This is a genomic window from Acinetobacter sp. C15, assembly GCF_013420645.1.
Classification (GTDB): Bacteria; Pseudomonadota; Gammaproteobacteria; order Pseudomonadales; family Moraxellaceae; genus Acinetobacter; species Acinetobacter indicus.
Genome location: NZ_VOXR01000010.1, coordinates 1 through 22,952, shown reverse-complemented (window position 1 = coordinate 22,952; position 22,952 = coordinate 1). Strand labels below are relative to the sequence as shown.

Sequence of the window (22,952 nt, the reverse complement as noted above, 5' to 3'; positions counted from 1 at the left end):
GCTGTAGTGTTCTTTGATCTCCAAAACAATTAAAAATTCCGGCTAATCCAGCGCCTATCTCCATGCATCAATATAAAAAAGCCCATCATCTGATGAGCTTTTGATCGGGTTGAGTGGGTTACTCGGCAGCTTTGGCTTTTTCGGCCCAGTAATCTGCCTGTGCTTCATTAATTTCGACTCCCAGGCCATGTTCATAAATACAGGCCAAATCACGCATGGCCTGTGCATCGCCTAGTTCAGCCGCTTGCTGAACCAAATTTACCGAGGTCGGAATATCTTTTTCTACCACATTCCCACGACGATAATAGCCAGCCAGCTCCAGAATTGCGCCTGCATGTTTCTGTTTGCTTGCTTGTTTCAACCAGTAATAGGCTAACTCAAAGTGAGTTTTGGAATCTTCAGGATCATCTTCCTGCACGTCTTTGGCATAGACGGTATAACCTTCGCCCAACCAGTACATGGCTTCCAGATGACCATTTTCAGCGGCTTTTAAGGCCCATTCTTCAGCCAGCAGGTTGTCATCTTCATGCTCGCTTTGCATATACAACTCAGCCAGCTCAAACTGGGCATCGGCTTGGCCTGCAAGCGCACGGTTAATCAGGGCGGGAGGAACAGTGATGGCGTCCGACATGGTCATATCCAGAAAATATTTGCTATAAGCCTAAAAGGTCTGCCGGAAAAAAGCCAATCTGAAATGAAATGTTTTGAGTCATAGCGCAAAATTGCTCGCTAAATTGTGGTAATTTTCAACTTTTAAAATATCAAGTATAGTGCAAATGACTATATAAAATTACAACAATAGCCTTGTATTTTAACCCTAAATTCTCCGAAGATAAGATTTTAAACGGTTATAAAAATGGAGTTTCCATGCAGCTCACTAAAACCTGTCTTAGCTTGGGGTTAGCCATGAGTATCTCTCAGTTTGCTTTTGCAGATTGGATGGATGATGCCATCTTTATTTGTATTCCTGGGTGCGACACCGGCTGATCAGGATATGAGTAAAGCTGCACCGAACCATAACCCGTACTTTATTGTCGATGATAAAACCTTAAAAACCGGGGTAGAGTCGCATATGCGTTTTATTCTGGATTATCCAAAAGTTGCCAGCCAGGTACAAAGTGCATGGAAGGCAAAAAAATAATGGTCTTGAACCTCTGAAACTCAAGAGAAAAACGGAGCAGATCGGCTCCGTTTTTTATGACTCATAGATAGAACAATCAAATATCCGCTTTGAAATATAAAATTGAGCAGGAGAGAGTTAGGTAATAACGATGGAAGTTTAACGGAACCCATATATCAAAATAGCCTAAGTTATTTAATCTCTTTTACCTCTCAGAACCTGATCATGCGTTAATTATAAAATGAAGATTAAATATTCCTTGTTTGCGTCTGTTATGCCTTAGAGAGAAAACCAGGATAAGGGAGTTTTTGATTTATCAGAGGATGGATAACAGCAGTCGATATAAACCAATTCATCTTTAATTTAAATTACTTACAAAAATAGAGTTGAGCGGAGCCGTAGCATTTTTTAAGTTAGACCCATACAACGGAACAAAAAAAGAGAAGAAAAAAATGGTGAACTTTCTAACCGCAGAAGATGCAAAAGTGCTTTCGGCGCATGCCAATCTGGACATCAACCTGTATAAAGCGCGTTTAGCCAGTTTAATTGAAGAGAATGCCAAGCAGGGCAACACTGCAGTATTTACGGTATTGCCCAAACATTTGCCTTTGGAAGAAATCCGTAATCTCTCCGCCGAACTGACCCAGCTTGGTTATCAGGTGCGTTTTGAGGTCAGTGAATTCTTTTACAGTTTTAATGTGTACTGGATTTAAACTCGTCCGAAATTTACGAGTTGGCCTGATAGTCCTGAATGACTTCTAACGCCGCACGGAAGGCCTCTTGCGTAGCCGGTGCGCCGCAATAGGGCAGGCTATGTAGCAGCACTTCCTGAATTTCTTCCACTGTCGCGCCATTATTTAAAGCCCCGCGTACATGACCTTTTAATTCAGTCGGGCTTTTGAGCGCAGTTAAAAAGGCAATTGTCACCAGTGAACGATATTTGCGCGGCAATACATCTTCACGTTGCCAGGTAGAACCCCAGGCATGTTCATTAATCCAGTCCTGCAAAGGCTGGGTAAACGGCACAGTATTGTCCTGCGCACGTTTCACGAAACTTTCACCCATGACTTCTGTACGTACTTTTAAACCATTGTCATAATCTTGTTGTGACATCTTGTTTCCCTCAATATTGTTTTCGATGTAGCTTAACGGCTTATGCAGTCTATACCATTGGAAGATGGTCGTAGAATGGCTGTCAGAAGTGTCATTTCCAGTCCATAAAAAAGTGGCCCGAAAGCCACTTTATTCAATATTCAGCATATAACTAAAAACGGATAAACGGTTCCGGATCCTCTTTATGATGATCTGTGGCCAGTTGTGCGGTGCCACCGGTTTTCGGTTCTGCTGAAGTTGCCGGAGGATGAGCTTCCGTATCGACACCTAAAGGTTCAATTAAATGCGGATTATCCAGCGGCAGGGTCTGTTCCAGCTGCATATCGAAAATATCGGTCAAAATACTGTCAAAGCGCTGCGCGTTATAACTGAGTAGCTGGCTAGCTTCTTCGGGTTGAATCGCGCCGGTATTTAGGGCATCGGCAATGTGTTCTTCAAAACTGAGGCCATCAAAACTGCCTTTGGCTTCAGCTTTTTTAAAGCGATCCCACAGCGGTTCAATCTCGGTTAAGCTCTGGAAGGTACTTTCCATCCGGCCAAAGACATCGTCCGGGTCCGTGTTATAGAAAACATGCTGTTTCAGCTGCTGGCGAAAAGCATTGTCCTGCATCATGCTCATGGCCACATCACGTTTCAGCTGATCGCTTGGTGGCTGCAAGGCACGGCCCCACGGGAAGCAGATCAATTTCACGACGCCAGCCGCCAGCTGCATAGGGAAATTATTGAACAGTCCAAAGAAGGCTTCTTGTGCATTAAACAGTGCTTTGTCTAAAGCCAGTTGCGCATGCAGTTGCTCATCTGCGGTTTTTTGCCCATGTGCATAGTATTTTAAGATGGCGGTGGCAATAAACAGCTGCGCATGAATATCGGCCAGGCGTCCGGACAGCATTTCCTTGCGTTTAATATCACCGGCCAATAAACCCAGACACATATCGGCAGTCAGGGCAAAGGCCGCACTAAAACGGTTGATGGTTTTGTAATAAGGCCGGCTAAATTCATCGGCTTGTTGCGGAGCATCGGATGAACCGCCAAACCAGCCAAAGGCAAATGCGCGCGCAGTCCGGTTAAAGGTATAACCGAGATGATGGTAGAACAGTTCATTAAATTGTGTCAGCGCGGCATCTTTATCAGGGGCTTGTAGCAGTTGTAATTCTTCATACAAATACGGATGGCAACGCATCGAACCCTGGCCAAAAATCATCAGCGAGCGGCTTAAAATATTGGCCCCTTCAACGGTAATGGAAACTGGAATGGCCTGATAGGTCAGCGCCAGAAAGTTCCGTGGACCCAACTGGATGGCGCGGCCACCGACCACATCCATACCATGATTAACCACACGGCGCATAGACTCTGTGGCATAGTACTTGGCCATCGCGGTCATCACGGCAGGTTTGCCGCCCTGATTCAGTCCACAGGTCACCAGATAGCGAAAGGCTTCCAGCATATAGGTTTCACTGGCAATATCACTGGTGACTTCCTGTACGCCTTCAAATTTCCCCACCGACAACTTGAATTGCTGGCGGATTCGCGCAAAAGCACCGACATTTAAATAGGTCATTTCCCCGGCAGCGGTTGACAGTGCCGGTAAGGAAATCCCGCGACCGACGGCCAGACATTCCATTAACATGCGCCAGCCTTTACCGGCATTTTCCACACCACCGATAATCCAGTCGAGTGGAATAAACACATCCTGACCTTCGACCGTGCCATTCATAAATGGTGAACCGGGATGATGACGCGGCCCGACTTTCACTCCGGCGTGATTGGCCGGCAGCAGCGCACAGGTAATGCCGTAGTCGGTTTTAGTCTTATCGCCGAGTAAGCCTTCCGGATCATACAGTTTAAAAGCCAGACCAATCACGGTGGCAATGGGTGCCAATGTAATCCATCGTTTGGAGAAATTCATTTTCAGACCCAGTACGTGCCGGCCTTCAAACTGGCCATAGCAGACCACGCCAGTATCGGGGATGGCACCGGCATCGGAGCCGGCTTCCGGGCTGGTCAGCCCAAAGCAGGGAATTTCTTCGCCTTTGACCAGACCGGGCAAGTAACGTTTTTTCTGCTCATCGGTACCGTAGTGCAGCAGCAACTCACCCGGGCCTAAGGAATTGGGCACCATACAGCTGACCGCGGCGGTTAGGGAGCGTGAGGCAATTTTGCTCATAATCCGGCTTTGCGCAAAAGAACTGAAAGCCTTGCCGCCGTATTCCTTGGGAATAATCAGGCCCAAAAATCCATGGGTTTTAATAAACTGCCAGGTTTCAGGAGATAAATCTTTGTGCTTATGATGGATTTCCCATTCATCCAGCATGTTGCACAGCTGTTCCACTTCATTGTCTAAAAAGGATTGTTCCTCCGCACTGAGCGTAGGATAGGGATATTGCTCAAAGGTATCCCAGTTGGGCGCACCCATAAACAGCTCTTTTTCCCACCAGCTGGTGCCGGCATCCAGTGCTTCACGTTCGGTGCTGCTCATGCTTGGCATGGCTTGTGACAAAGCCTTATACGCGGGTTGGGTGATGATTTTCATGCGCAAGGCATCCACCATCACAATTATGCTCAGCACAATTAACGGAATGCTTAAAATTAAGGACCAGGGATTAATAAAGGCAGAGACAATACTGACCGCGATCAGGGTCATGGCACCGCTGTTGCGAGACAGCTGAAAATAGAAAATCGCCCACAGTGTAAAAACAAGAATGACGATACTGAGTATAAAAAGCATTATTGTATTTCTCCCGGCTGCTACAGCATCACCGTGCCTGCAAGGAAAAATGAAAGAAATACTGCTTCATTTTGTCTGAAGTCATCCGGTGGAGGCTGTTCTTGGAACGTCGGTATCGTTTTTTTAAATATCAAGACCATCAAAACGATTGCTAAAAACAAACTCTATAGATGAGATTGGTTGAAAAATGATCGCTATTCAAGTAAGAACGCGCAACGAAATGTGAAGATAAGTAAGGGTTTAGCAGCTAGGTCAAAGAATGATAGAAATTTTACTTCTGGTTTAAATGGGGTATTTTTTTAAAGATGAGCCGTCTTTAGGTCTAAGAGGAAATAGATGATCTCTCTGGCTAAAAATTCTGATCCGAGGACGATGTAAAAATTTAAGTAAAAGATGACCTTGTAAAAAAGCCCCGAATCCGGGGCCTTGTTTTCTAAGCTTAGTTTTCTCAGCTTATGCTTCGATGGTTTGTACACTAATTTTCTTGGCAGGATCAGTCTTGCGACGTACCGCTGGAACTGGCTCGCCGTAGTATTGACGGTCTGCAAAATAACTTGAACGCACCATTGGTGCAGACCAGATATTTTTAAAGCCCAGTTTGCGGCCGTGTTCTGCATAACGCTCGAACTCTTCTGGCGTGACAAAGCGGTCAATTGGTGCGTGCTGTTTCGATGGCTGTAAATATTGGCCTATGGTCACATAATCTACATCATGTGCTTTCAGATCATCCAATAATGAAATCACTTCTTCTTCAGTTTCACCAATACCCACCATCAGACCGCATTTGGTTGGAATTTCCGGACAATATTCTTTAAACATTTTCAGCAGGTTTAAAGAGTGCTGATAGTCTGAACCCGGACGCATGGCTTTATATAAACGTGGCACGGTTTCAATATTGTGGTTAAATACATCTGGCGGACATTCAGTCATGATGCGCAGCGCAATATCCATACGGCCACGGAAATCCGGAACCAGAATTTCTAGCAGGGTGTTCGGACTTAAGGCACGCGCTTCTTTAATACAGTCAACAAAATGCTGTGCACCACCATCAAGCAGGTCGTCACGGTCTACCGAGGTAATGACCGCATATTTCAGACCCAAGTTGGCAATGGTTTCAGCCATATGACGCGGTTCATCCGGATCAAGTGCATTCGGACGACCATGGGCAACGTCACAGAATGGACAGCGACGGGTACAAATATCACCCATAATCATAAAGGTTGCAGTACCGCCACCAAAACATTCTGGCAGGTTCGGACAGGCTGCTTCTTCGCAAACGGTATGCAGTTTTTGCTGACGCAGTGTCGATTTGATCCGTTGAACTTCTTCTGGCGCCGCCATCTTGACCCGAATCCAGTCCGGTTTGCGCGGCGTTTCAACCGTAGGCACAACTTTTACAGGAATACGAGCGACCTTTTCTGCGCCACGAAGTTTAACACCCTGTTCTGGTTTACGGTTTTCAGACATATTCAACTTTTCCACTGTTTTGACGGGGGAGATATTCGAAAAATAGCGCCTCCATTATAACGGACTTGGGTGCAAATAGGAAAAAAACGATATTCATTTAAAAAATGTGGCTATCACGCAATATATGCTAGGTAAATACAGAAAATCATGATGTTTTCAGTCATAATATGCATATGAGATATAAACAGAATAGATTAGTTTAAGGAGCGTTGAATGCCACGTAAAAAAGAGGTGGTTGCCGGAACTTTCGTTAAATATGATGCGGTGGTCCTAGGTTCTGGTCCTGCAGGTGAAGGCGCAGCAATGAAACTTGCCAAATCAGGCATGCGTGTTGCTGTGGTGGATATGCGTGAGCAACTCGGCGGTAACTGTACTCACGTGGGCACAATCCCAAGTAAGGCGCTGCGTCAGACGGTATCCAGTATTATCCGTTACCAGCGTGATCCGATGTTCCAGAAAGTGGGCGACTGGAAACAGTTCACCATGAAACAGGTGCTGCGTAATGCACATAAAGTGATTCAGCAGCAGGTCGATACTCACTCACGCTTCTATGACCGCAATAAAATTGATATCTATCACGGTCGTGCTTATGTGCAGGACAAAAATACCGTGCTGGTATTCAGTCCGGAAGGCATTAAGGAAACCCTGATTTTTAAGCAGCTGGTGATTGCAACCGGTTCACGTCCGTATCGTCCGGAAATTTTAGACTTTAACCATCCACGTGTATTCGATTCAGACAAGATTCTGGATCTGGATTTCTCGATTCAGAAAATCATCATTTATGGTGCCGGTGTCATTGGCTGTGAATATGCCTCGATCTTCATTGGTCTGGACCATAAAGTCGACCTGATTAACACCCAGCATAAATTGCTCAGCTATCTGGATGATGAAATCTCCGATGCCTTGTCCTATCACTTGCGTGAACAGGGTGTGTTAATTCGTCACAATGAACAGATTGATCATTTAGAAACCTTTGATGATCACGTGGTGCTGCATTTGCAAAGCGGCAAGAAAATCAAAGCCGATGCCATCTTGTGGTGTAACGGCCGTTCAGGCAATACCGATGGTTTAGGCCTGGAAAATGTTGGCTTAAAACCAAACAGCCGCGGTCAGCTGACGGTAAATGAGCAATATCAGACTGAAGTAGAAAATATTTTCGCTGCTGGTGACGTGATTGGCTGGCCATCTCTGGCGTCTGCTGCCTATGACCAGGGTCGCTGTGCAGGGGCCAACATGAGTGGCGAAGAAAATGTGGCACCGGTGACTGATATTCCAACCGGTATTTATACCATTCCGGAAATTTCTTCAATTGGTAAGACCGAGCAGGAACTGACTGAAGAAAAAATTCCGTACGAAGTGGGTCAGGCTTCTTTCCGTCATCTGGCACGTGCGCAAATTACCGGTGATACGGTTGGTGAACTGAAAATTCTGTTCCACCGTGAAACTTTAGAAGTATTGGGTGTACATTGCTTCGGGAATAACGCGGCAGAAATTATTCACATTGGTCAGGCGGTGATGAACAGCCCGAACAATACCATCAAGTATTTTGTGGAAACCACATTTAACTATCCAACGATGGCAGAAGCCTATCGTGTGGCGACCTTAAATGGTATGAACCGTCTGTTCTAAGCGGTTGCTCATACTGAAAAACCCGTAAACACAGTTTGCGGGTTTTTTTTATGGTTAGATAAAAAGGATAAATATCCTGCAGTCAAAGTCCTGAACATCGGTGCATATTCAGTATCTCTAGTTCAGTTCCTGCTTAAAAAGGTCGGCTTCCGGCAAGGCTGATACGTTTTAACAAACGGCGCTGCTCGGCTGGAAATGGACGGCGGGAATGCAGGGTAGCCTGATTATCCCAGAACACAATATCACCGACTTCCCACTGATGCTCATAGGCAAATTCTGGTTGAAGCAGATGGGCACGTAACTGGGTAATCAGTTCGCTACCAGCCTGATCGTCATAGTTTTCCAGTTCCACTTCGGTATGGGTATTGAGCCACAAAGCTTTACGCCCCGATTCTGGATGGGTGCGCACCAAAGGATGTGGATAGGCATGGCTTAAAACCGGTTGATCTTTAAAGCGATACAGCGGACTGTTGCCATAAACGCCGTCTTGCGACGAGGCTTGGGTTTTCTGCCGGCGAACAAAAGGATTGTAAGTAATTAATTGTAGCTGGTTGATATGTGCCTGAGTGTCGGCATCTAGGGCATTATAAGCTTTGATGGTATTAATCCAGCTGGTCTGGCCACCATTTTGTGGCAGTTCAATAGCATAGAGCAAAGAGCCAAAGGAGGGCAGCGGTGTCCATTGATGATCGGCATGCGGGCTTAATTCACCATGACCAGTATAATCGCCTTGTCCTACTGCATTGGAAACAGGCACGATATCGGGTGGTACACCGCTATCATCCTGCGCGGCCAGTACAGGCGTGTCGGCAGCGGGACGGAAAATTGAACCGAAATAGGTGGCAAAGGCCAGATACTGTAAATCATCCAGCTGTTGCTGTTTGAAAATTAAAACTAAATGTTCTGCCAAGGCCTGTTTCAGCCGGAAAATGGTTTCACCCGATTGAGCCTTGCGCGCATCTAATCCATACACCACCGCACCAAGAGCCTGGTCAGTGTGTGGAACAATACGGATTTCGCTGCCGTCCTGGAATTGATTGGCCTGATGCCAGCGCGGTGCATCATGAATGGCTTGGGAAAGTGGGGTCAGACTGGTCATGTTTAAATTTTTCTCTCAGTGTTATTGCCTCAAGAAAATTTAGAAAAAACCGCAGGCCAAATAAAATCAGAAGAAATGCTAAACTTATGAAAAGGCTATAAAAATAATTAAATATATGATTTATATTCTTTTAATTAAAACAGCAAACCAAATAACTGAATTTGCTGTTTCGGGGTTTGCTGTTGATGCTGCGGGTTTTTAAACATTAATGTGCACAAAACGCCTGATTAAAGTATTCAAACAGCTGCGGGGTTTTCATCCATAACAGCAGCGATAAAATAAAAAAGCTGATGATGCACAGGCCAATCAGAATTTTTAACAGCGACATTGAATTAGTCATGCACCACCGCCTGTTCATTCACAAAGAAATGTACCCAAACGCCAAAAGCACTCAGCGCAATCGAGAACATCCAGATGGCATTATAGTTGCCGGTTAAGTCATGGTTCAGGCCGCCCAGCCAGCCGCCAAGGAACGAACCAACCTGATGGGTGAAGAATACAATCCCACTGAGCATGGTCAGGTATTTCACCCCGAACATATTGGCCACAATGCCGTTGGTCAGTGGCACGGTCGATAACCATAACAGTCCCATAATGACACCAAAGCCATAAATTGTCCAAGTACTGAGCGGTAACAGTAAAAAGGCAATAATGGCAAGACCACGCAGGCCATATAGCCACATCAGTAAATGCGGCTTGGAATATTTGCCGCCCAGCCAGCCAGCCGTATAAGTCCCGACAATATTGAATAAACCGACTAAGGCCAGGAAGATGGTGCCGGTGGTGGCGTTAAATCCATGATCAATTAAATAACCCGGCAAATGAATACCAATAAATACCACCTGAAAGCCGCAGACAAAAAAGCCCAACGATAAAAACCAGAATGGCCTGTGGTTTTTGGCAATTACCAGAATCTGCTTAAATGTTAACGCCGGCTGCGGTTTGGTGGTCGCTGCATTCGGGTCGGTATACATCGGTGCTTTTAAGGTCCATGCCAAAGGAATTAGCAGGGTCATTAAAATGGCGCTAACCACCAGTGCACCTTTCCAGCCTAAATTCTGCAATAACAGCAGTGTGGTCGGCAGCATAATAAACTGACCGAAAGAACCCGCTGCACTGGCAATCCCCATCGCCAGGCTGCGTTTTGAAGGATGTGCGGCACGGCCAACTGCAGACAGTAAAATCGGAAAAGAGGTGGCAGAGAGTGCCAGACCTAAAATTAAACCGGCACTTAAATTCAGCAGCCAGCCGGTCGAGCTGACCGCCATCAGCAATAAACCCAGTGCATATAAGGCACCACCGGCAGCGACCACAATTTTACTGCCATATTTGTCGGCAAAGGCGCCGGTAATTGGTTGGACTGCACCCCAGATCAGGTTTTGCATGGCAATAGCCAGACTAAAGACATTGTGTCCCCAGCCAAATTCATGGCTCATTGGCACCAGATACAGGCCAAAGGCATGTCGTACCCCCAATGACAGCGCCAGAATAATGGCACTTCCCATCAGCATATAAATCAGGGTTTTGGAAAAACGGGTATCTGACATAAAAAGTCCGGCAGCCAGGAAAGACCTGCTTATGTTAGTAGATTGCCGCGCGGGAGGCGATAGAATAAAAATTAAATAAAAGATAAAATTTTTTTATGGCTGCATCAAAAAAGACAGCCCGAAAGGCTGCCTGATGATGGACTAAAAAATTGAAGCCTAGAAACGGATACCAATACCGGCATAGGCCAGAATCGGATTCACTTCAATATCGGCCTTAGAACGAATAAGTTCGCCATGTGTGGCATCGGTCACGGTAATGGTGGTGTCATTTTGCAGATGTGCATAGGACAGCGAACCAACCGCAAACCATTTTTCATTAAAGTCATAAGTAAAGCCTGCTGTGATTACTGGAGAAAAGGCATCTGTTGCTTCAACTTTGACTTTAGGATTGGCTTTGTCATTCGGTGACCCATCTAGTGATGCTCCGGCTTTATTATCCAGAATATTAGCGATCATATGTCCTGCAGCAATCAGGTCTTTTTCAGTCTGTGGATTAATTTCCAGTTCATTAAAATAAGCATACATTAAGCCTACGCCAACATAAGGACGGAATTTATTTACGCCAGTCTTGCCAAAGTGATACTGAAATTCAAAAGCAGGCGTCCATGCCCGAGCTGAAGCGGCAGGGCCATGTGCTTCTAAATCCGTAATAAAAATATCATTGTCTAACTCAATGGAGCCCACAAGTGGGGAAGCTATAGCACTGAATGGAGCATATATTTTTCCCTTACCTTGTAAGTCTACTTTAGGTGGAATGCCAGCTTTCATTTCAAACGAAATATTATCGGTAAAAAAATAGTTGGTCATAATGCCTAAAGTGGTAACATCATCAGCCTCTAATCCAGTGCCTGGATTCGTCCAGTTCTCTAGGCCATAAACTTGTGCTGTACCGCTCATGAACGCAGGTAAGGTACTATCTGGATTGATGCCATTAATTAAATCAATTAACCAATTCGCTAAACCAGATGAATTTTCTACGCGGTTATCAATGACTGCCTGCGATGAAATTTCTCCAACGTCAGACTGTATTCCTTCATAGGCAGCAGTATTAACTTTGAATGGCTGCGCTTTACCTTGTGGCATGACATGCAATGCCCCGACTGAAACAGAAAAACGTTTAAAACCATCACCATCTTGCAGGCTAAAATACGGTGAGGCATAAGAAACAGCAGGTAAGGCCAACAGCGTGCTGGCAAATAATAAGGTCTTCTTCATATAAGGGACTCCATGTCCAATTTGTTGCTCGTTTTTATAAGGGCCATTATTTAATAGTTAGATAAAGCAAGACTGTTGTTTTTGAAGAAGATTGTTTTATTACATTTGTAACATTCTTGAAATAAGTTTGCTGCTCTGTGACTTATTTATGACTTGTGTAGCTAGAAATAGTGATACAGTTTTTAGAGATGAAACCTAAATATTTAGATAAGTTGTTGATTAATAAATTTTAAGTAGGAATTTTGAGTGATAAAAAAGGCCACATCAATGTGACCTTTCTGACAATTTTTTTAGTTTTTACGCCAATGACAGCTTAAGACTGGAAACGTGACAGGTCTTCTTCAGGACGTGCAGTCAGGACTTCCAGACCGTCTTTAGTCACTAAAATAGTGTGTTCATATTGCGCTGAAAGTTTGTGATCTTTGGTCACCACAGTCCATTTGTCGCCCAGTAATTTGGTTTGCCAAACACCCGCGTTTACCATTGGTTCAATGGTAAAGGTCATGCCTTCTTCTAAAATCATGCCGGTATCTGGCTGGCCATAATGCAGCACTTGCGGTTCATCATGGAAGGTTGTTCCAATGCCGTGACCGCAATATTCGCGCACCACACTAAAGCGCTCAGATTCGACATATTTCTGAATGGCATGGCCAATATCACCAATGGTCGCGCCCGGTTTTACAACTTCCATACCGCGGTACATAGCTTCCTGTGCTACTTTGCACAGACGGTTGGCCAGAATTGAAGTTTCACCACCAACGATGTACATCATGTTGGTATCGCCGTGGTAACCATCTTTAATGACCGTGACATCAATATTCAGAATATCGCCTTTTTTTAATGTCTTGTTTTCAGATGGAATACCGTGACACACCACGTGGTTTACCGAAGTACAGATGGTATGCTGGAAGGCTGGACGACCTGGGGCTGCACCATAGCCCAGGCAGGCTGGAATGGCATTTTGTACATTGACAATATAATCGTGACAAATCGTATCAAGCTCAAGTGTGGTTACACCCGGTTTGATATGTGGCTTGATCATATCCAAAACTTCCGCTGCCAGTCGTCCCGCTACCCGCATTTTCTCAATTTCATCTGCGGTTTTAATTAATCGACGAGGCGCTTGATAAGTACTGTTCATGATCTCTAAAAACTTTTGGAAATTTATATGTGACTATGGTATAAATAGCCGCCCATTTTATCAAATGCTTTTTCGTGAATAAATTTCGCGGGCATTGTGCGATGGGGCAACAAAATCCGCACATATATCGTCACATTACTCTGGGTGCCCGCAAGGGTGGAGAATGCGGATATATGGAGGCCTAACCCAAACTTTAAGGTAAAGAAAATGGCAGATTACAACGTAAGCATGCGCGACCTTCTACAAGCTGGCGCGCACTTTGGTCACCAAACTCGTTTCTGGAACCCAAAAATGCGTCAATACATCTTTGGCGCGCGCAACAAAATTCACATCATCAACCTTGAGCACACTGTTCCTGCGTTAAATGATGCTTTGAACTTCGCTAACCAATTAGCAAGCAAAAAGAACAAAGTTTTGTTCGTTGGTACTAAACGTGCTGCTTCTAACATCATCCGTGAACAAGCTCAACGCGCTGGTCAACCATACGTAGATCACCGTTGGTTAGGTGGTATGTTGACGAACTGGAAAACACTTCGCCAATCTATCAACCGTTTAAAAGATCTTCAAACTCAATCTACTGACGGTACTTTCGCTAAGCTGACTAAACGTGAAGCTTTAGAGCGTAGCCGCGAGATGGAAAAACTTGAACGTGCTTTAGGCGGCGTTAAAAACATGGGTGGTTTACCTGACGCATTATTCGTAATTGACGTTGACCACGAAGCAATCGCGATCAAAGAAGCGAAAAACCTAGGTATTCCTGTAATCGGTATCGTTGATACAAACTCTAACCCAGACAACGTAGACTACGTTATTCCGGGTAACGACGATGCGATCCGTGCAGTAACACTTTACGCTTCTGCTATGGCTGATGCGATCATTGCTGGTAAAGAGTACGCTCAAACCCAAGCAAATGCTCAAGCGAAAGGCGAAGAAGCTCCAGCTTCTGAGGCTTAATGCGTTTTTGACGCAAGCTTGTCATTTTTGCGACATGTGATGGTGGCAAAGTAAGCGTCATGTATGCAGGCGGCCCATGAGTATCCTCTGGGCCGTTTCTGTTCTAAAAAGAATTCATTTTCTACCGAATTAGGAGATTCACATGACTGCTATTACTGCAAGCATGGTTAAAGAATTGCGTGACCGTACTGGTTTAGCAATGATGGAATGTAAAAAAGCTTTGACAGAAGCGGGTGGTGACATCGAATTAGCGATTGACAACCTTCGTAAATCTGGTCAAGCAAAAGCTGCTAAAAAAGCAGGTAACATTGCTGCTGACGGTGCGATCACAATCGCTCAAGAAGGCAACAAAGCAATTCTTTTAGAAGTAAACTGCCAAACTGACTTCGTTGCTAAAGACGAAAACTTTGCTGGCTTCTCTGCGAAAGTTGCTGCTGCTGCACTTGCTGCTGGCGAAACTGACGCTGCTAAAATTGCTGAACTTAAACTTGAAGATGGCGCAACTGTTGAAGAAACACGTGTTGCCCTTGTTCAAAAAATTGGTGAAAACATCCAAGTTCGTCGTGCACAAATCGTTGAAGGTGAAAACCTTGCTGTGTACAAGCACGGTTTAAAAATCGGTGTTGTTGTTTCTTACACAGGTGATGCTGCGACTGGTAAAGGTATTGCAATGCACGTTGCTGCATTCAACCCAGTTGCTGTTACTGCTGAACAAGTTCCTGCTGATCTTATCGCTAAAGAGAAAGAAATTGCAGAAGCGAAAGCAGTTGAATCTGGTAAGCCTGCAAACATCGTAGAGAAGATGGTAACTGGTTCGGTTGAAAAATACCTGAACGAAGTTGTTCTTGAGCGTCAAATGTACGTAATCGACAACGAGAAGAAAGTTGCTGATGCATTGAAAGCTGCTAACACAACTGTTGCTCAATTCGTTCGCTTCGAAGTAGGTGAAGGTATTGAGAAGAAAGCAGAAATGAGCTTCGCAGAAGAAGTTGCTGCTGCTCAAGCTGCTGCAAAATAATTTATTTTGCGAAAAAGCCCCGTTTCGGGGCTTTTTTTATGACCAAGACAACAACAGGAAGAACAATGTCGAAGAAAACCAATATGGGCATTGGCGCAGTAATTGCGCTGCTGGTTGCGGCTTATTTAGGTATCGACCTACAACCGCAAAACTCCGGTTCAAATACCTTCACTCAACAGCAGTCTGAAACCACACTGCAAGCTCCCGTTCAGGATGATACCGCCAAAATTGCCCAAGCCTTTCAGCAACGAAAAAATGATGTACAGGTACAAGCTACTGGTACAGTAGTGGCACTGTTAAGTGATGACAATGAAGGTTCGCGTCATCAGCGTTTTATTCTGGAACTTGGCAATGGGCAAACCTTGCTGGTTGCCCACAATATTGATTTGGCTCCACGCATCGACCGTCTGCAAAAAGGCGATACTGTCGAGTTCTTTGGTGAATATGAATATACCGACAAAGGTGGCGTGATTCACTGGACCCATCATGATCCGCAAAAACGCCATGTCGATGGCTGGTTAAAGCATCAGGGAAGCATCTATCAATAAGCCCTCTATGCCTGAGCAAAATGCTTCCTGATGTGTGAGCGTCTTTAGGTTTGGACATCCAAATGCGTGGTGTGCTGGCGAGATTTCCAGGACGGTAAAATCTTGCCTAAATAGGCATCCATACACCAGAGCGGTCCAATCAGCAGGAATTGCAGATCTTTAAAGAACGATGGTTTTTTGCCTTCGACCTTGTGGCCATAGAACTGTCCAATCCAGGCAAAAACAAACAGCGCAATATAAAAACCAACACCAACCGGTAAAATCCAGATTAACCAGGCCATCACCAGAGTCAGTGCTGCCATGGCCACGGCCAGTACCAGATCCAGGCGTGCATAAAAAATAAAGGCCAGCACCAGTAACAGGGCAGTAAGCAGGGCGCTGAAATGCGCAATGATGCCAATAATGGAAAAATAGATGGTCGGTACACAGACCCAGTGAATCAGTTTATTGGTCTTGTTTTGATGACTTTCGCTATATTCATCCAGCCATTCTGAAATTGTTTTCATGCAGTACTCCTTTTGCATTATTTTTCTGAGTTTCCAAGAATGTTCTCACTATAAACGAGAAGCGGAAAACGGTCAAAATGGGGCGGCAAAAATACCTGAAAATCGTAAAATGAGGGAAATAGGGAAATTCCTGTATAAAGGAATAGGGCTAAATGCGCATAGGATGCGTTTTAAGCGCAGAAAAAAATAAAAAGCTACCTATGGATTCAAAAAGGAAGAAAAGCACGCTAAGGGTGAAAATGAATGCAAATTTGTAGTTTCAAAATGGATTATTCGATTTTATGACCAGATCAGCGTATTTAAAATCCAAAAAACGGATAGGGAAGTAAGCGTCTTTCCCTGAATTTGGGGATTAAAAAAGCCACCTGAGGTGGCTTTTGGGTCATATGGTGCAAGAGCTTAAACGGGTATTAGGAGTTTGGACCATCTACACGTTCAATGCTGACTTTGGCTACGCCAGCATTGGTAATGCCTAAACGTTTTGCAGCACCGTAAGATAAGTCGACTACACGGTTACCATGGAATGGGCCACGGTCATTAACCTTAACGATTACGCTTTTGCCATTGTTCTTGTTGGTTACACGGATATAGCAGTTCAGTGGCAGGCTGCGGTGTGCTGCAGTCATGGCATTCATGTCGAATGTTTCGCCGCTGGCAGTTTTACGACCGTGGAACTGACGGCCATACCAGGAAGCCATACCGGTCTGGCTGAACTTACGAACAGTATTCGATGCTACGGTGTTTAACTTTTCAATGACAGAAGGCTCTTCTTCTGGGATTTCAATTTTTGCAGCGATGGTTTCGCGGCGGATTTTATCGCCAGAACGTTCTGTAATTGAAAGGCTATTTAAATTAGAGAAGTGGGTATTAAAGCTTTGTGCTTCTTTGTTTAGCACACGGGCAGCCAGGCTAGAGCTTTCATTGTCGTTATTGAACGATGATGACTGCACCATTTCGGCTTGCGACTGACTTAAGGTAAATACCGTCGACAGCGCCAGTAAATATTTAATTGAAGAATGCATATGTTTAAAACTCCCGTAGCTTGATGCCGTGAATCAACCTTAAGTGGTTGATATAGCAGACATCATGCCTGTTATTTCACTTTTGCAACCATATTTGACGAAATGGATAATATTCATCGTTTACTAAAGGTGTCTAGTCTTTACACGGAAATAATGACAAAAACTACCAAACCTTTACCTCTTTTGGTTAAATAATAACCAATATTGTAACAGTGTATGTGAAAAGTCGGTTTTGTGCGCAAAATCTCGTAAAAAAATATTGACTTTGTAACTTTTGAGTAAAAATAAGTTCTTATCGACTGACAATTTCAGTACCCAATAACCAGAGTGCAGTGGCATACATACGGCTGCGGTTATAGGTGGTAATCACCTGAAAGTTTGGATAGGTGATGTAATAAATTGGACCATAATTTTCTTGTAATTGAATGACATTGACCAGATCGAGGTCATCAATTTTCACAATCGGGTTCAGCGGACTGATGCCCTGATTTTTCAGCACACCATACGGGGTAGGCAAGGTTAGATCTTTGGCAATCACTGCATCTGGAGTTGAGCCGCTATAACGGGCAGGGAATGCAATCGGCTGATTACGCTGCCAGCCATGCTGGGCCAAATAGTTGGCAATCGAGCCAATCGCATCTACTGCTGAATTTCTTAAATCAATATGTCCGTTGCCATCATAATCGACGCCAAATTTAGGAATATTGCTTGGCATAAACTGCGGATAGCCAATTGCACCGGCATAGGAACCGACCACAGAATGGGTGGCAACGCCATCTTTATAGCTCCAGGCAATTAGTGCAGACAGTTCGCTCTGGAAATATTCGGCCCGGCGTGGATAGCCAAAACCTAAAGTGGCCAGCGCATCCCGGGTAATAAAAGAGCCTTTATTGGAACCAAAACCGGTTTCCACGCCTAAAATCCCCAGAATAATCGCTTGCGGCACGCCAAACTGCTGTTCGGCACGATTCAGGGTATCGGCATATTGCTGTTTGAAACGCACACCGCGTTGAATGGTGCTTTCAGCCAGAAAATTGGTTTTATAGGCATACCACGGTTTGCTTTCACCGGGACGATTCATGATGTTGATAATATTCGGCAGATTTTTGGCACCGCTCATGGCGCGATCAATTTGCTCGGAACTGAGCCCATACTGCTGCATGGTTTTTTGCTTAAAGTTTGGATAGTCCGGATGGCTGAGGAAGTCATTAGCCTGAACAACACTGGATAAGGAAAGAGCACCAACAAGTAAAGAAAGACGCTGTAATTTTTTATAGAAATAACGATTCAACATATTGGTTCAATTTCCCAATGTATTATCAATTTAGTGACAAAAAGCAGATGGTGTTTAAAAATTAAAACAGGTTGAGCAAAAGTGTCGATTTAAAAAGACAGTTCACACAGGCAATTAAGATAACATTCATTCTGGCGCTACAGGCAAGCGCATATACAAAAAGTGACAAAGCCTGTCTAAAAAATGCGCGCTGTTTGTAACAAAGTTCAACCGGGGCTTCATCCTCCCTTCTTTATAGAGAAATGTTGCGGGAAAAGTGGCATAAAAAAACCTGACCGGAGTCAGGTTTATTGAAGGTGTTTCTACTTATGCATGAAACAGGGTGTCGTGATATTCCGCCAGCGCGACCAGTTCATCTTTGGTCAGATTTGGAATAATTTTATCCACCGCAATATGTACAGCTTTAATAACCGCAGCTGAGCCAATATCAGCTGCTTTACGTTTGATCATGCCCAAATCGAGGGTTTTATTAAAGTCATTCATAAAATGATGCACAGTAGCTTCAGCAAACTGTTTATACAACTCGGCCAAAGCAGACTTGTTAATGTCATTGCCGGCTTTAATTTCGGCATAGGTGTTTTTTAGATTGGTCACCAGGCTGGCATCTAAACTTTCACCGACACGCGTGTTGCCGTCTGCATCTTTAAACAGGCTGCGTTCAGAAAATTCAATTGATTGCTTGACCACATCGTTCGGGGCTTTACTCAACAATTGTTTGAGTAACACCGCTACGGTGGATTTGACATAACCGGCCAGTTTTTCCGCAGTATCGCGTTTGTCACTTGGCGGGAAACGGCGGACAAGCTCGGTTAAAATGGCATCAATGATTTCATCATTAATCATTAATGCTGTTTTATCACGTAATGGATACAGCGGTTCGCTTGAATTTTTTTTCTGCTGCGCAGTTTGAATGGTATTTAAAAGTTCCTCGGAAGGAATAAAACCAAAAAATGGCATCTGTTAACCTCAATGTTTTTTTATTGTCGCGCTAAACGAATAGGGCGAGGCATCCATGTTAAATCCGATACACGACATGGATTAATGTCTAATCCGCCACGACGTGTATAGGTGGCATACACCATCAGTTTTTCAGGATTCAGGTTTTGCCAGATGTCGGCAAACATCTGTTCAACACATTGCTCATGAAAACCGTTATGCTGACGGTAAGAAATAATATAAGCCAAAATACTGCGATAACAAGGTTTTTTACCCTGATAGCGGATAAAAACTGTGCCCCAGTCAGGTTGACCGGTGACCGGACAGTTACTTCTCAGTAAATGTGAATACAGTTGCACTTCGACCTGTTCGTCTTGCTCGGCATCGTGCTGTAATAAGGACGCATCCGGATGATTTTCCAGTCGGGTCGGGCTTAAGTCATCAATACATATGCCTTCAGGATGGCTAATTGCCAGATCATCGACAGATAACAGTTCCAGATTGACCTGTGCCTGTGCCGCGGCTGATAAATCCTGCTCGACGGTATTGATCAGCGCGTCTGTTGAAGCAAAGGTGCTAAAGTTCAAACTGTTGAAATACAGCTTTAAAGATTTCGACTCGATTAAATTTGGTGAGGTGGCAGGCAAGTGAATCCGGCCAATAGCAACTTGCGGAACGCCGGCTGCATTTAACCAGGACATCTCAAAGACATGCCACCAGTCTTTACCTTGCTGAATACCAGCCACATGCGCATATTTTTCCCGCGCTTCAGCACGCGCAATCGGAAACAGCACATCAGGTTGATAAGTTGTAGGGTACTGAGTGTCTTTACCCAATAAAGAATTTTCTACGCTCATTATTCACGCATTCCTGAACCACGGGAGAGTAAATGATAGGCAATGCCATATAACACAGCACAGCATAATGTAATCACGCCTAGGGAAACGGTCACGTTGACATCGCTATGTCCTAAAATGCCATAACGGAAGGCGTTGACCATATACACTACAGGGTTAATTAAAGAAAGGTTTTGCCAAAACGGCGATAATGCACTAATTGCATAGAACACACCACCTAAATAGGTGAGCGGTGTTAGCACAAAGGTTGGAATAATGGAAATATCATCAAATGATTTGGCATAAACGGCATTAATAAAACCGCCTAAAGACAGTAATAATGAAGTGATCAGGACGGTATAAATGGTCACAAACCAGTTGGTAATGTACAGGTCGGTGAAAAACAGACTCATTAAGGTCACAATAATGCCGACCAGTACGCCACGACACACTCCACCCAGCACATAGCCCCACAAAATGGCATGTAATGGCACCGGACTCATGATCAGTTCTTCAATGCTTTTCTGGAATTTGGCACTAAAGAAACTAGAGGAGACGTTGGCATAACTATTGGTAATGACCGCCATCATGATCAGGCCGGGCACAATGAACTGCATATAGCTAAAGCCGCCCATTTCCCCAATACGTGAACCGACCAGATTACCGAAAATCACGAAATATAGACTCATGGTGATGGCCGGTGGTAACAGGGTTTGTGGCCAGATCCGCATAAAACGGCGGATTTCCTTATGAACCAGCGTATACAGCGCAACTCTTAATTGATTAAAGTTCATTGCGCGACTCCTGCAAGATTTTTCTCTACCATCTTCACAAATAATTCTTCAAGACGATTGGCCTTGTTGCGCATACTGCGCACCTGTACCCCTTGTGATTCCAGTAACTGGAACAGCTCATTCACGGTGTGGGCCTTGTCCATAGTCACTTCCAGGGTCAGCGGATCGACCAGATTAAAACGTACCCCGATAATATCCAGATGAATGGGCTGAATCGGCTGAACTAGATCGAAAATAAAGGTTTCTTCATTCAGCTGGTTCAGGAAGCCTTTCATGGTGGTGTCTTCTTTAATCACACCGCGGTCAATAATGGCAATCCGGCGGCACAGCATTTCTGCTTCTTCCAGGTAGTGGGTGGTCAGAATAATGGAAGTGCCACTATTGTTCATTTCAATCAGGAAATCCCACATCGAGCGGCGCAGTTCGATATCGACCCCGGCGGTCGGTTCATCCAGAATCAGCAATTTCGGTTCATGCATCATGGCGCGGGCAATCATCAAGCGGCGTTTCATCCCGCCAGATAGCATTCGCGCTTGCGTGGCACGTTTATCCCACAGCCCCAGTTTTTCTAAATACAGTTCGGCGCGCTGCTGCGCCACTTTTTTGGGAATACCGTAATAACCGGCCTGGGTCACCAGAATATCAAAGGTTTTTTCAAAATGACCAAAGTTAAACTCTTGTGGTACCACGCCCAGACACTGTTTGGCTTGAGAGGGATGGGTATCCAGATTGTGGCCAAAAATTTCCACGGTACCCGAGGTTTTCTTGGTTAAGGAGCTAATGATACTGATCGTTGTAGATTTGCCTGCACCGTTGGGACCCAGCAGCGCATAAAATTCACCTTCAGGTACAGTCAAATTGATACCTTTTAAGGCCTGAAACCCATTGCGATAGGTTTTAGACAAGTCTCTTAACGTCAATGCATCAGTCATGAAAATCTCGCATGGTGTAGGGAGAGGCTATTGTGAGCGATATTGCCCAATAAACCAAGTAATCTACCGGGAATTCTGCATCGTATATTTGGAACGATTGCTTAAAGCATAAGCATAAAAATAAAGAACTTATATATAGTTGCTTTACCTTGTGCATTTTTTTGTTATGATGTGCGACGCGCGCTCGTAGCTCAGTTGGATAGAGTACAAGTTTCCGAAGCTTGGGGTCGTGGGTTCGATTCCCGCCGGGCGCACCAAATTCTGATCCATAAAAAACTATAAAAATTACCAAGATTCAATCATTTAAAATTCTTTACTTCAGTTTTGAACCAAAATCCTTTCCATAATCTGGCTTGAATAACGAATGCTGAACCATCATCGAAGGGCAATGCTTATTGGTTTGCCTTTCTATCTGTGGTTAAAAAGTAGTCATAGGACTGCATTTTCTTTGTATTTTTATCTTTGTTCTGATTAAAAAATATCACTTTTAGGTTTTTACAGCCTCATCACCCACAAAATGGAAACATCCGTTTTAAGCTTTAAACAGGACAGAAAGGCTGAATAAAAAACCTGTTTAATCAGAAAAAATCTCGTCGCTATACCAGATCAGTTTAGTGAGATATAGAAGCACCTAAATTTAAATAATCTATATGATTTTAAAATATTTTTTCTTTATATGACTGGCATTGAGATGGCATATCAAAAATAAGCATAACTGTCGGATGAATTCGCCATAGCCGGAAGCGATTTTTCAGCCTATAAATGTCGCAGGGTAAATTACTAAAACACCATAAGAGTCAGAACAATGGGTTATATCGTTAAATTAATTCCTGAAGAAGTCTATTTTGTGCCGAATGATCATGAAATTGGCATGACAGAATCGCGTGAAAAAGCAATTGTAGAGGGTCTGTTTTTCGAATATGCCAATGAGAGGTGGTCCCACTTGTTTGAACAACTAAAAGCGTATTTATAAGTGATATTCCGCTCTAGTTAAGCCACCTTGTTTTGTTGGGGTAGCTGATCATAGTAAAACTCATTTGGTGTCATTTTGTCTAG

The 22,952-nt window shown here is 44.2% G+C and carries 22 protein-coding genes, 1 tRNA gene and 1 pseudogene; 8 read left to right on the top strand and 16 right to left on the bottom strand.

Features of this window, described 5'->3' with window-relative positions:
- Positions 1–118: 118 nt before the first annotated feature.
- A complete protein-coding gene (locus FTT63_RS05880) occupies positions 119–631 on the bottom strand; it encodes a tetratricopeptide repeat protein (RefSeq protein ID WP_180056523.1) in 513 nt (170 codons plus the stop codon).
- A 306-nt stretch (positions 632–937) separates the two neighbouring features.
- Between FTT63_RS05880 and FTT63_RS05875 the strand changes: the two are divergent.
- Together FTT63_RS05875 and FTT63_RS05870 are read left to right on the top strand one after the other, a co-directional pair.
- Positions 938–1,141: pseudogene (locus FTT63_RS05875) on the top strand (amidohydrolase); the annotation flags it as partial.
- 431 nt (positions 1,142–1,572) lie between these two features.
- Complete coding sequence (locus tag FTT63_RS05870) at positions 1,573–1,833, top strand: hypothetical protein (RefSeq protein WP_005179143.1); 261 nt, start codon at positions 1,573–1,575, stop codon at positions 1,831–1,833.
- Between the two features lie 13 nt (positions 1,834–1,846).
- On the opposite strand, the gene FTT63_RS05865 is transcribed toward FTT63_RS05870, so the two are convergent.
- The 3 genes from FTT63_RS05865 to lipA form a co-directional block, all read right to left on the bottom strand.
- Positions 1,847–2,233: a carboxymuconolactone decarboxylase family protein gene (locus FTT63_RS05865; protein ID WP_104484600.1), complete on the bottom strand. Its 387-nt coding sequence runs from the start codon at positions 2,231–2,233 to the stop codon at positions 1,847–1,849.
- 151 nt (positions 2,234–2,384) lie between these two features.
- Positions 2,385–4,958, bottom strand: coding sequence for an acyl-CoA dehydrogenase (locus FTT63_RS05860; RefSeq protein ID WP_180056527.1), 2,574 nt, complete (start codon positions 4,956–4,958; stop codon positions 2,385–2,387).
- A 453-nt stretch (positions 4,959–5,411) separates the two neighbouring features.
- Positions 5,412–6,425 carry a lipoyl synthase gene (gene lipA, locus FTT63_RS05855; RefSeq protein WP_180056529.1) on the bottom strand — a complete coding sequence of 338 codons (1,014 nt, stop codon included), beginning with the start codon at positions 6,423–6,425 and terminating at the stop codon, positions 5,412–5,414.
- 213 nt (positions 6,426–6,638) lie between these two features.
- On the opposite strand from lipA, the gene sthA reads away from it, so the two are divergent.
- On the top strand, positions 6,639–8,054 hold the full coding sequence (gene sthA, locus FTT63_RS05850; RefSeq protein ID WP_005179136.1) for a Si-specific NAD(P)(+) transhydrogenase: 1,416 nt from the start codon (positions 6,639–6,641) through the stop codon (positions 8,052–8,054).
- Between the two features lie 133 nt (positions 8,055–8,187).
- Here the strand turns inward: sthA and FTT63_RS05845 are convergent, their stop codons facing one another.
- The 5 genes from FTT63_RS05845 to map all read right to left on the bottom strand — a co-directional run bounded on the left by FTT63_RS05845 (position 8,188) and on the right by map (position 13,056).
- Entirely contained in the window at positions 8,188–9,153 is a 966-nt protein-coding gene (locus FTT63_RS05845) for a TauD/TfdA family dioxygenase (protein ID WP_180192074.1), read from the bottom strand.
- A 205-nt stretch (positions 9,154–9,358) separates the two neighbouring features.
- Positions 9,359–9,493 carry a hypothetical protein gene (locus FTT63_RS15740; protein ID WP_005179131.1) on the bottom strand — a complete coding sequence of 45 codons (135 nt, stop codon included), beginning with the start codon at positions 9,491–9,493 and terminating at the stop codon, positions 9,359–9,361.
- Positions 9,486–10,700 (bottom strand): MFS transporter, encoded by a 1,215-nt coding sequence (locus tag FTT63_RS05840; RefSeq protein WP_180192073.1) that lies wholly within the window; start codon positions 10,698–10,700, stop codon positions 9,486–9,488. Before FTT63_RS05840 ends, FTT63_RS15740 begins: the two co-directional genes overlap by 8 nt.
- A 156-nt stretch (positions 10,701–10,856) precedes the next feature.
- A complete protein-coding gene (locus tag FTT63_RS05835; RefSeq protein WP_180192072.1) occupies positions 10,857–11,915 on the bottom strand; it encodes an OmpW family protein in 1,059 nt (352 codons plus the stop codon).
- A 313-nt stretch (positions 11,916–12,228) separates the two neighbouring features.
- Positions 12,229–13,056 (bottom strand): type I methionyl aminopeptidase, encoded by an 828-nt coding sequence (map, locus tag FTT63_RS05830; protein ID WP_075166964.1) that lies wholly within the window; start codon positions 13,054–13,056, stop codon positions 12,229–12,231.
- Positions 13,057–13,263: 207 nt separating this feature from the next.
- Between map and rpsB the strand changes: the two genes are divergently transcribed.
- The 3 genes from rpsB (at position 13,264) to FTT63_RS05815 (ending at position 15,576) form a co-directional block, all read left to right on the top strand.
- Positions 13,264–14,010, top strand: a complete 747-nt coding sequence (gene rpsB, locus FTT63_RS05825) for a 30S ribosomal protein S2 (protein WP_005179120.1) — start codon at positions 13,264–13,266, stop codon at positions 14,008–14,010.
- A gap of 142 nt (positions 14,011–14,152) precedes the next feature.
- Entirely contained in the window at positions 14,153–15,028 is an 876-nt protein-coding gene (gene tsf / locus FTT63_RS05820; protein ID WP_180192071.1) for a translation elongation factor Ts, read from the top strand.
- Between the two features lie 65 nt (positions 15,029–15,093).
- Positions 15,094–15,576, top strand: coding sequence for a DUF3465 domain-containing protein (locus FTT63_RS05815; protein WP_075175261.1), 483 nt, complete (start codon positions 15,094–15,096; stop codon positions 15,574–15,576).
- Positions 15,577–15,620: 44 nt separating this feature from the next.
- Here the strand turns inward: FTT63_RS05815 and FTT63_RS05810 are convergent, their stop codons facing one another.
- From FTT63_RS05810 to FTT63_RS05780, 7 genes are all read right to left on the bottom strand, one after another.
- The gene (locus FTT63_RS05810; protein ID WP_016659199.1) at positions 15,621–16,082 is read right to left on the bottom strand and encodes a DUF962 domain-containing protein; all 462 of its coding nucleotides are present in this window, start codon (positions 16,080–16,082) and stop codon (positions 15,621–15,623) included.
- 410 nt (positions 16,083–16,492) lie between these two features.
- Positions 16,493–17,104: a septal ring lytic transglycosylase RlpA family protein gene (locus FTT63_RS05805; RefSeq protein ID WP_005179113.1), complete on the bottom strand. Its 612-nt coding sequence runs from the start codon at positions 17,102–17,104 to the stop codon at positions 16,493–16,495.
- 292 nt (positions 17,105–17,396) lie between these two features.
- Complete coding sequence (mltB, locus tag FTT63_RS05800) at positions 17,397–18,398, bottom strand: lytic murein transglycosylase B (RefSeq protein WP_005179112.1); 1,002 nt, start codon at positions 18,396–18,398, stop codon at positions 17,397–17,399.
- Between the two features lie 306 nt (positions 18,399–18,704).
- Positions 18,705–19,355, bottom strand: a complete 651-nt coding sequence (locus FTT63_RS05795) for a hypothetical protein (RefSeq protein WP_180192070.1) — start codon at positions 19,353–19,355, stop codon at positions 18,705–18,707.
- A gap of 20 nt (positions 19,356–19,375) precedes the next feature.
- Complete coding sequence (gene queF / locus FTT63_RS05790) at positions 19,376–20,191, bottom strand: NADPH-dependent 7-cyano-7-deazaguanine reductase QueF (RefSeq protein ID WP_005179110.1); 816 nt, start codon at positions 20,189–20,191, stop codon at positions 19,376–19,378.
- The gene (locus FTT63_RS05785) at positions 20,191–20,964 is read right to left on the bottom strand and encodes an ABC transporter permease (RefSeq protein WP_005179108.1); all 774 of its coding nucleotides are present in this window, start codon (positions 20,962–20,964) and stop codon (positions 20,191–20,193) included. The genes queF and FTT63_RS05785 overlap by 1 nt, the downstream gene beginning before the upstream one ends.
- The gene (locus FTT63_RS05780; protein WP_005179107.1) at positions 20,961–21,896 is read right to left on the bottom strand and encodes an ABC transporter ATP-binding protein; all 936 of its coding nucleotides are present in this window, start codon (positions 21,894–21,896) and stop codon (positions 20,961–20,963) included. The genes FTT63_RS05785 and FTT63_RS05780 overlap by 4 nt, the downstream gene beginning before the upstream one ends.
- Before the next feature lie 180 nt (positions 21,897–22,076).
- Between FTT63_RS05780 and FTT63_RS05775 the strand changes: the two genes are divergently transcribed.
- Together FTT63_RS05775 and FTT63_RS05770 are read left to right on the top strand one after the other, a co-directional pair.
- Positions 22,077–22,153: transfer RNA gene (locus FTT63_RS05775), tRNA-Arg, on the top strand.
- 548 nt (positions 22,154–22,701) lie between these two features.
- Positions 22,702–22,869, top strand: a complete 168-nt coding sequence (locus FTT63_RS05770; RefSeq protein WP_180192069.1) for a hypothetical protein — start codon at positions 22,702–22,704, stop codon at positions 22,867–22,869.
- The last annotated feature ends 83 nt before the right edge of the window (positions 22,870–22,952 follow it).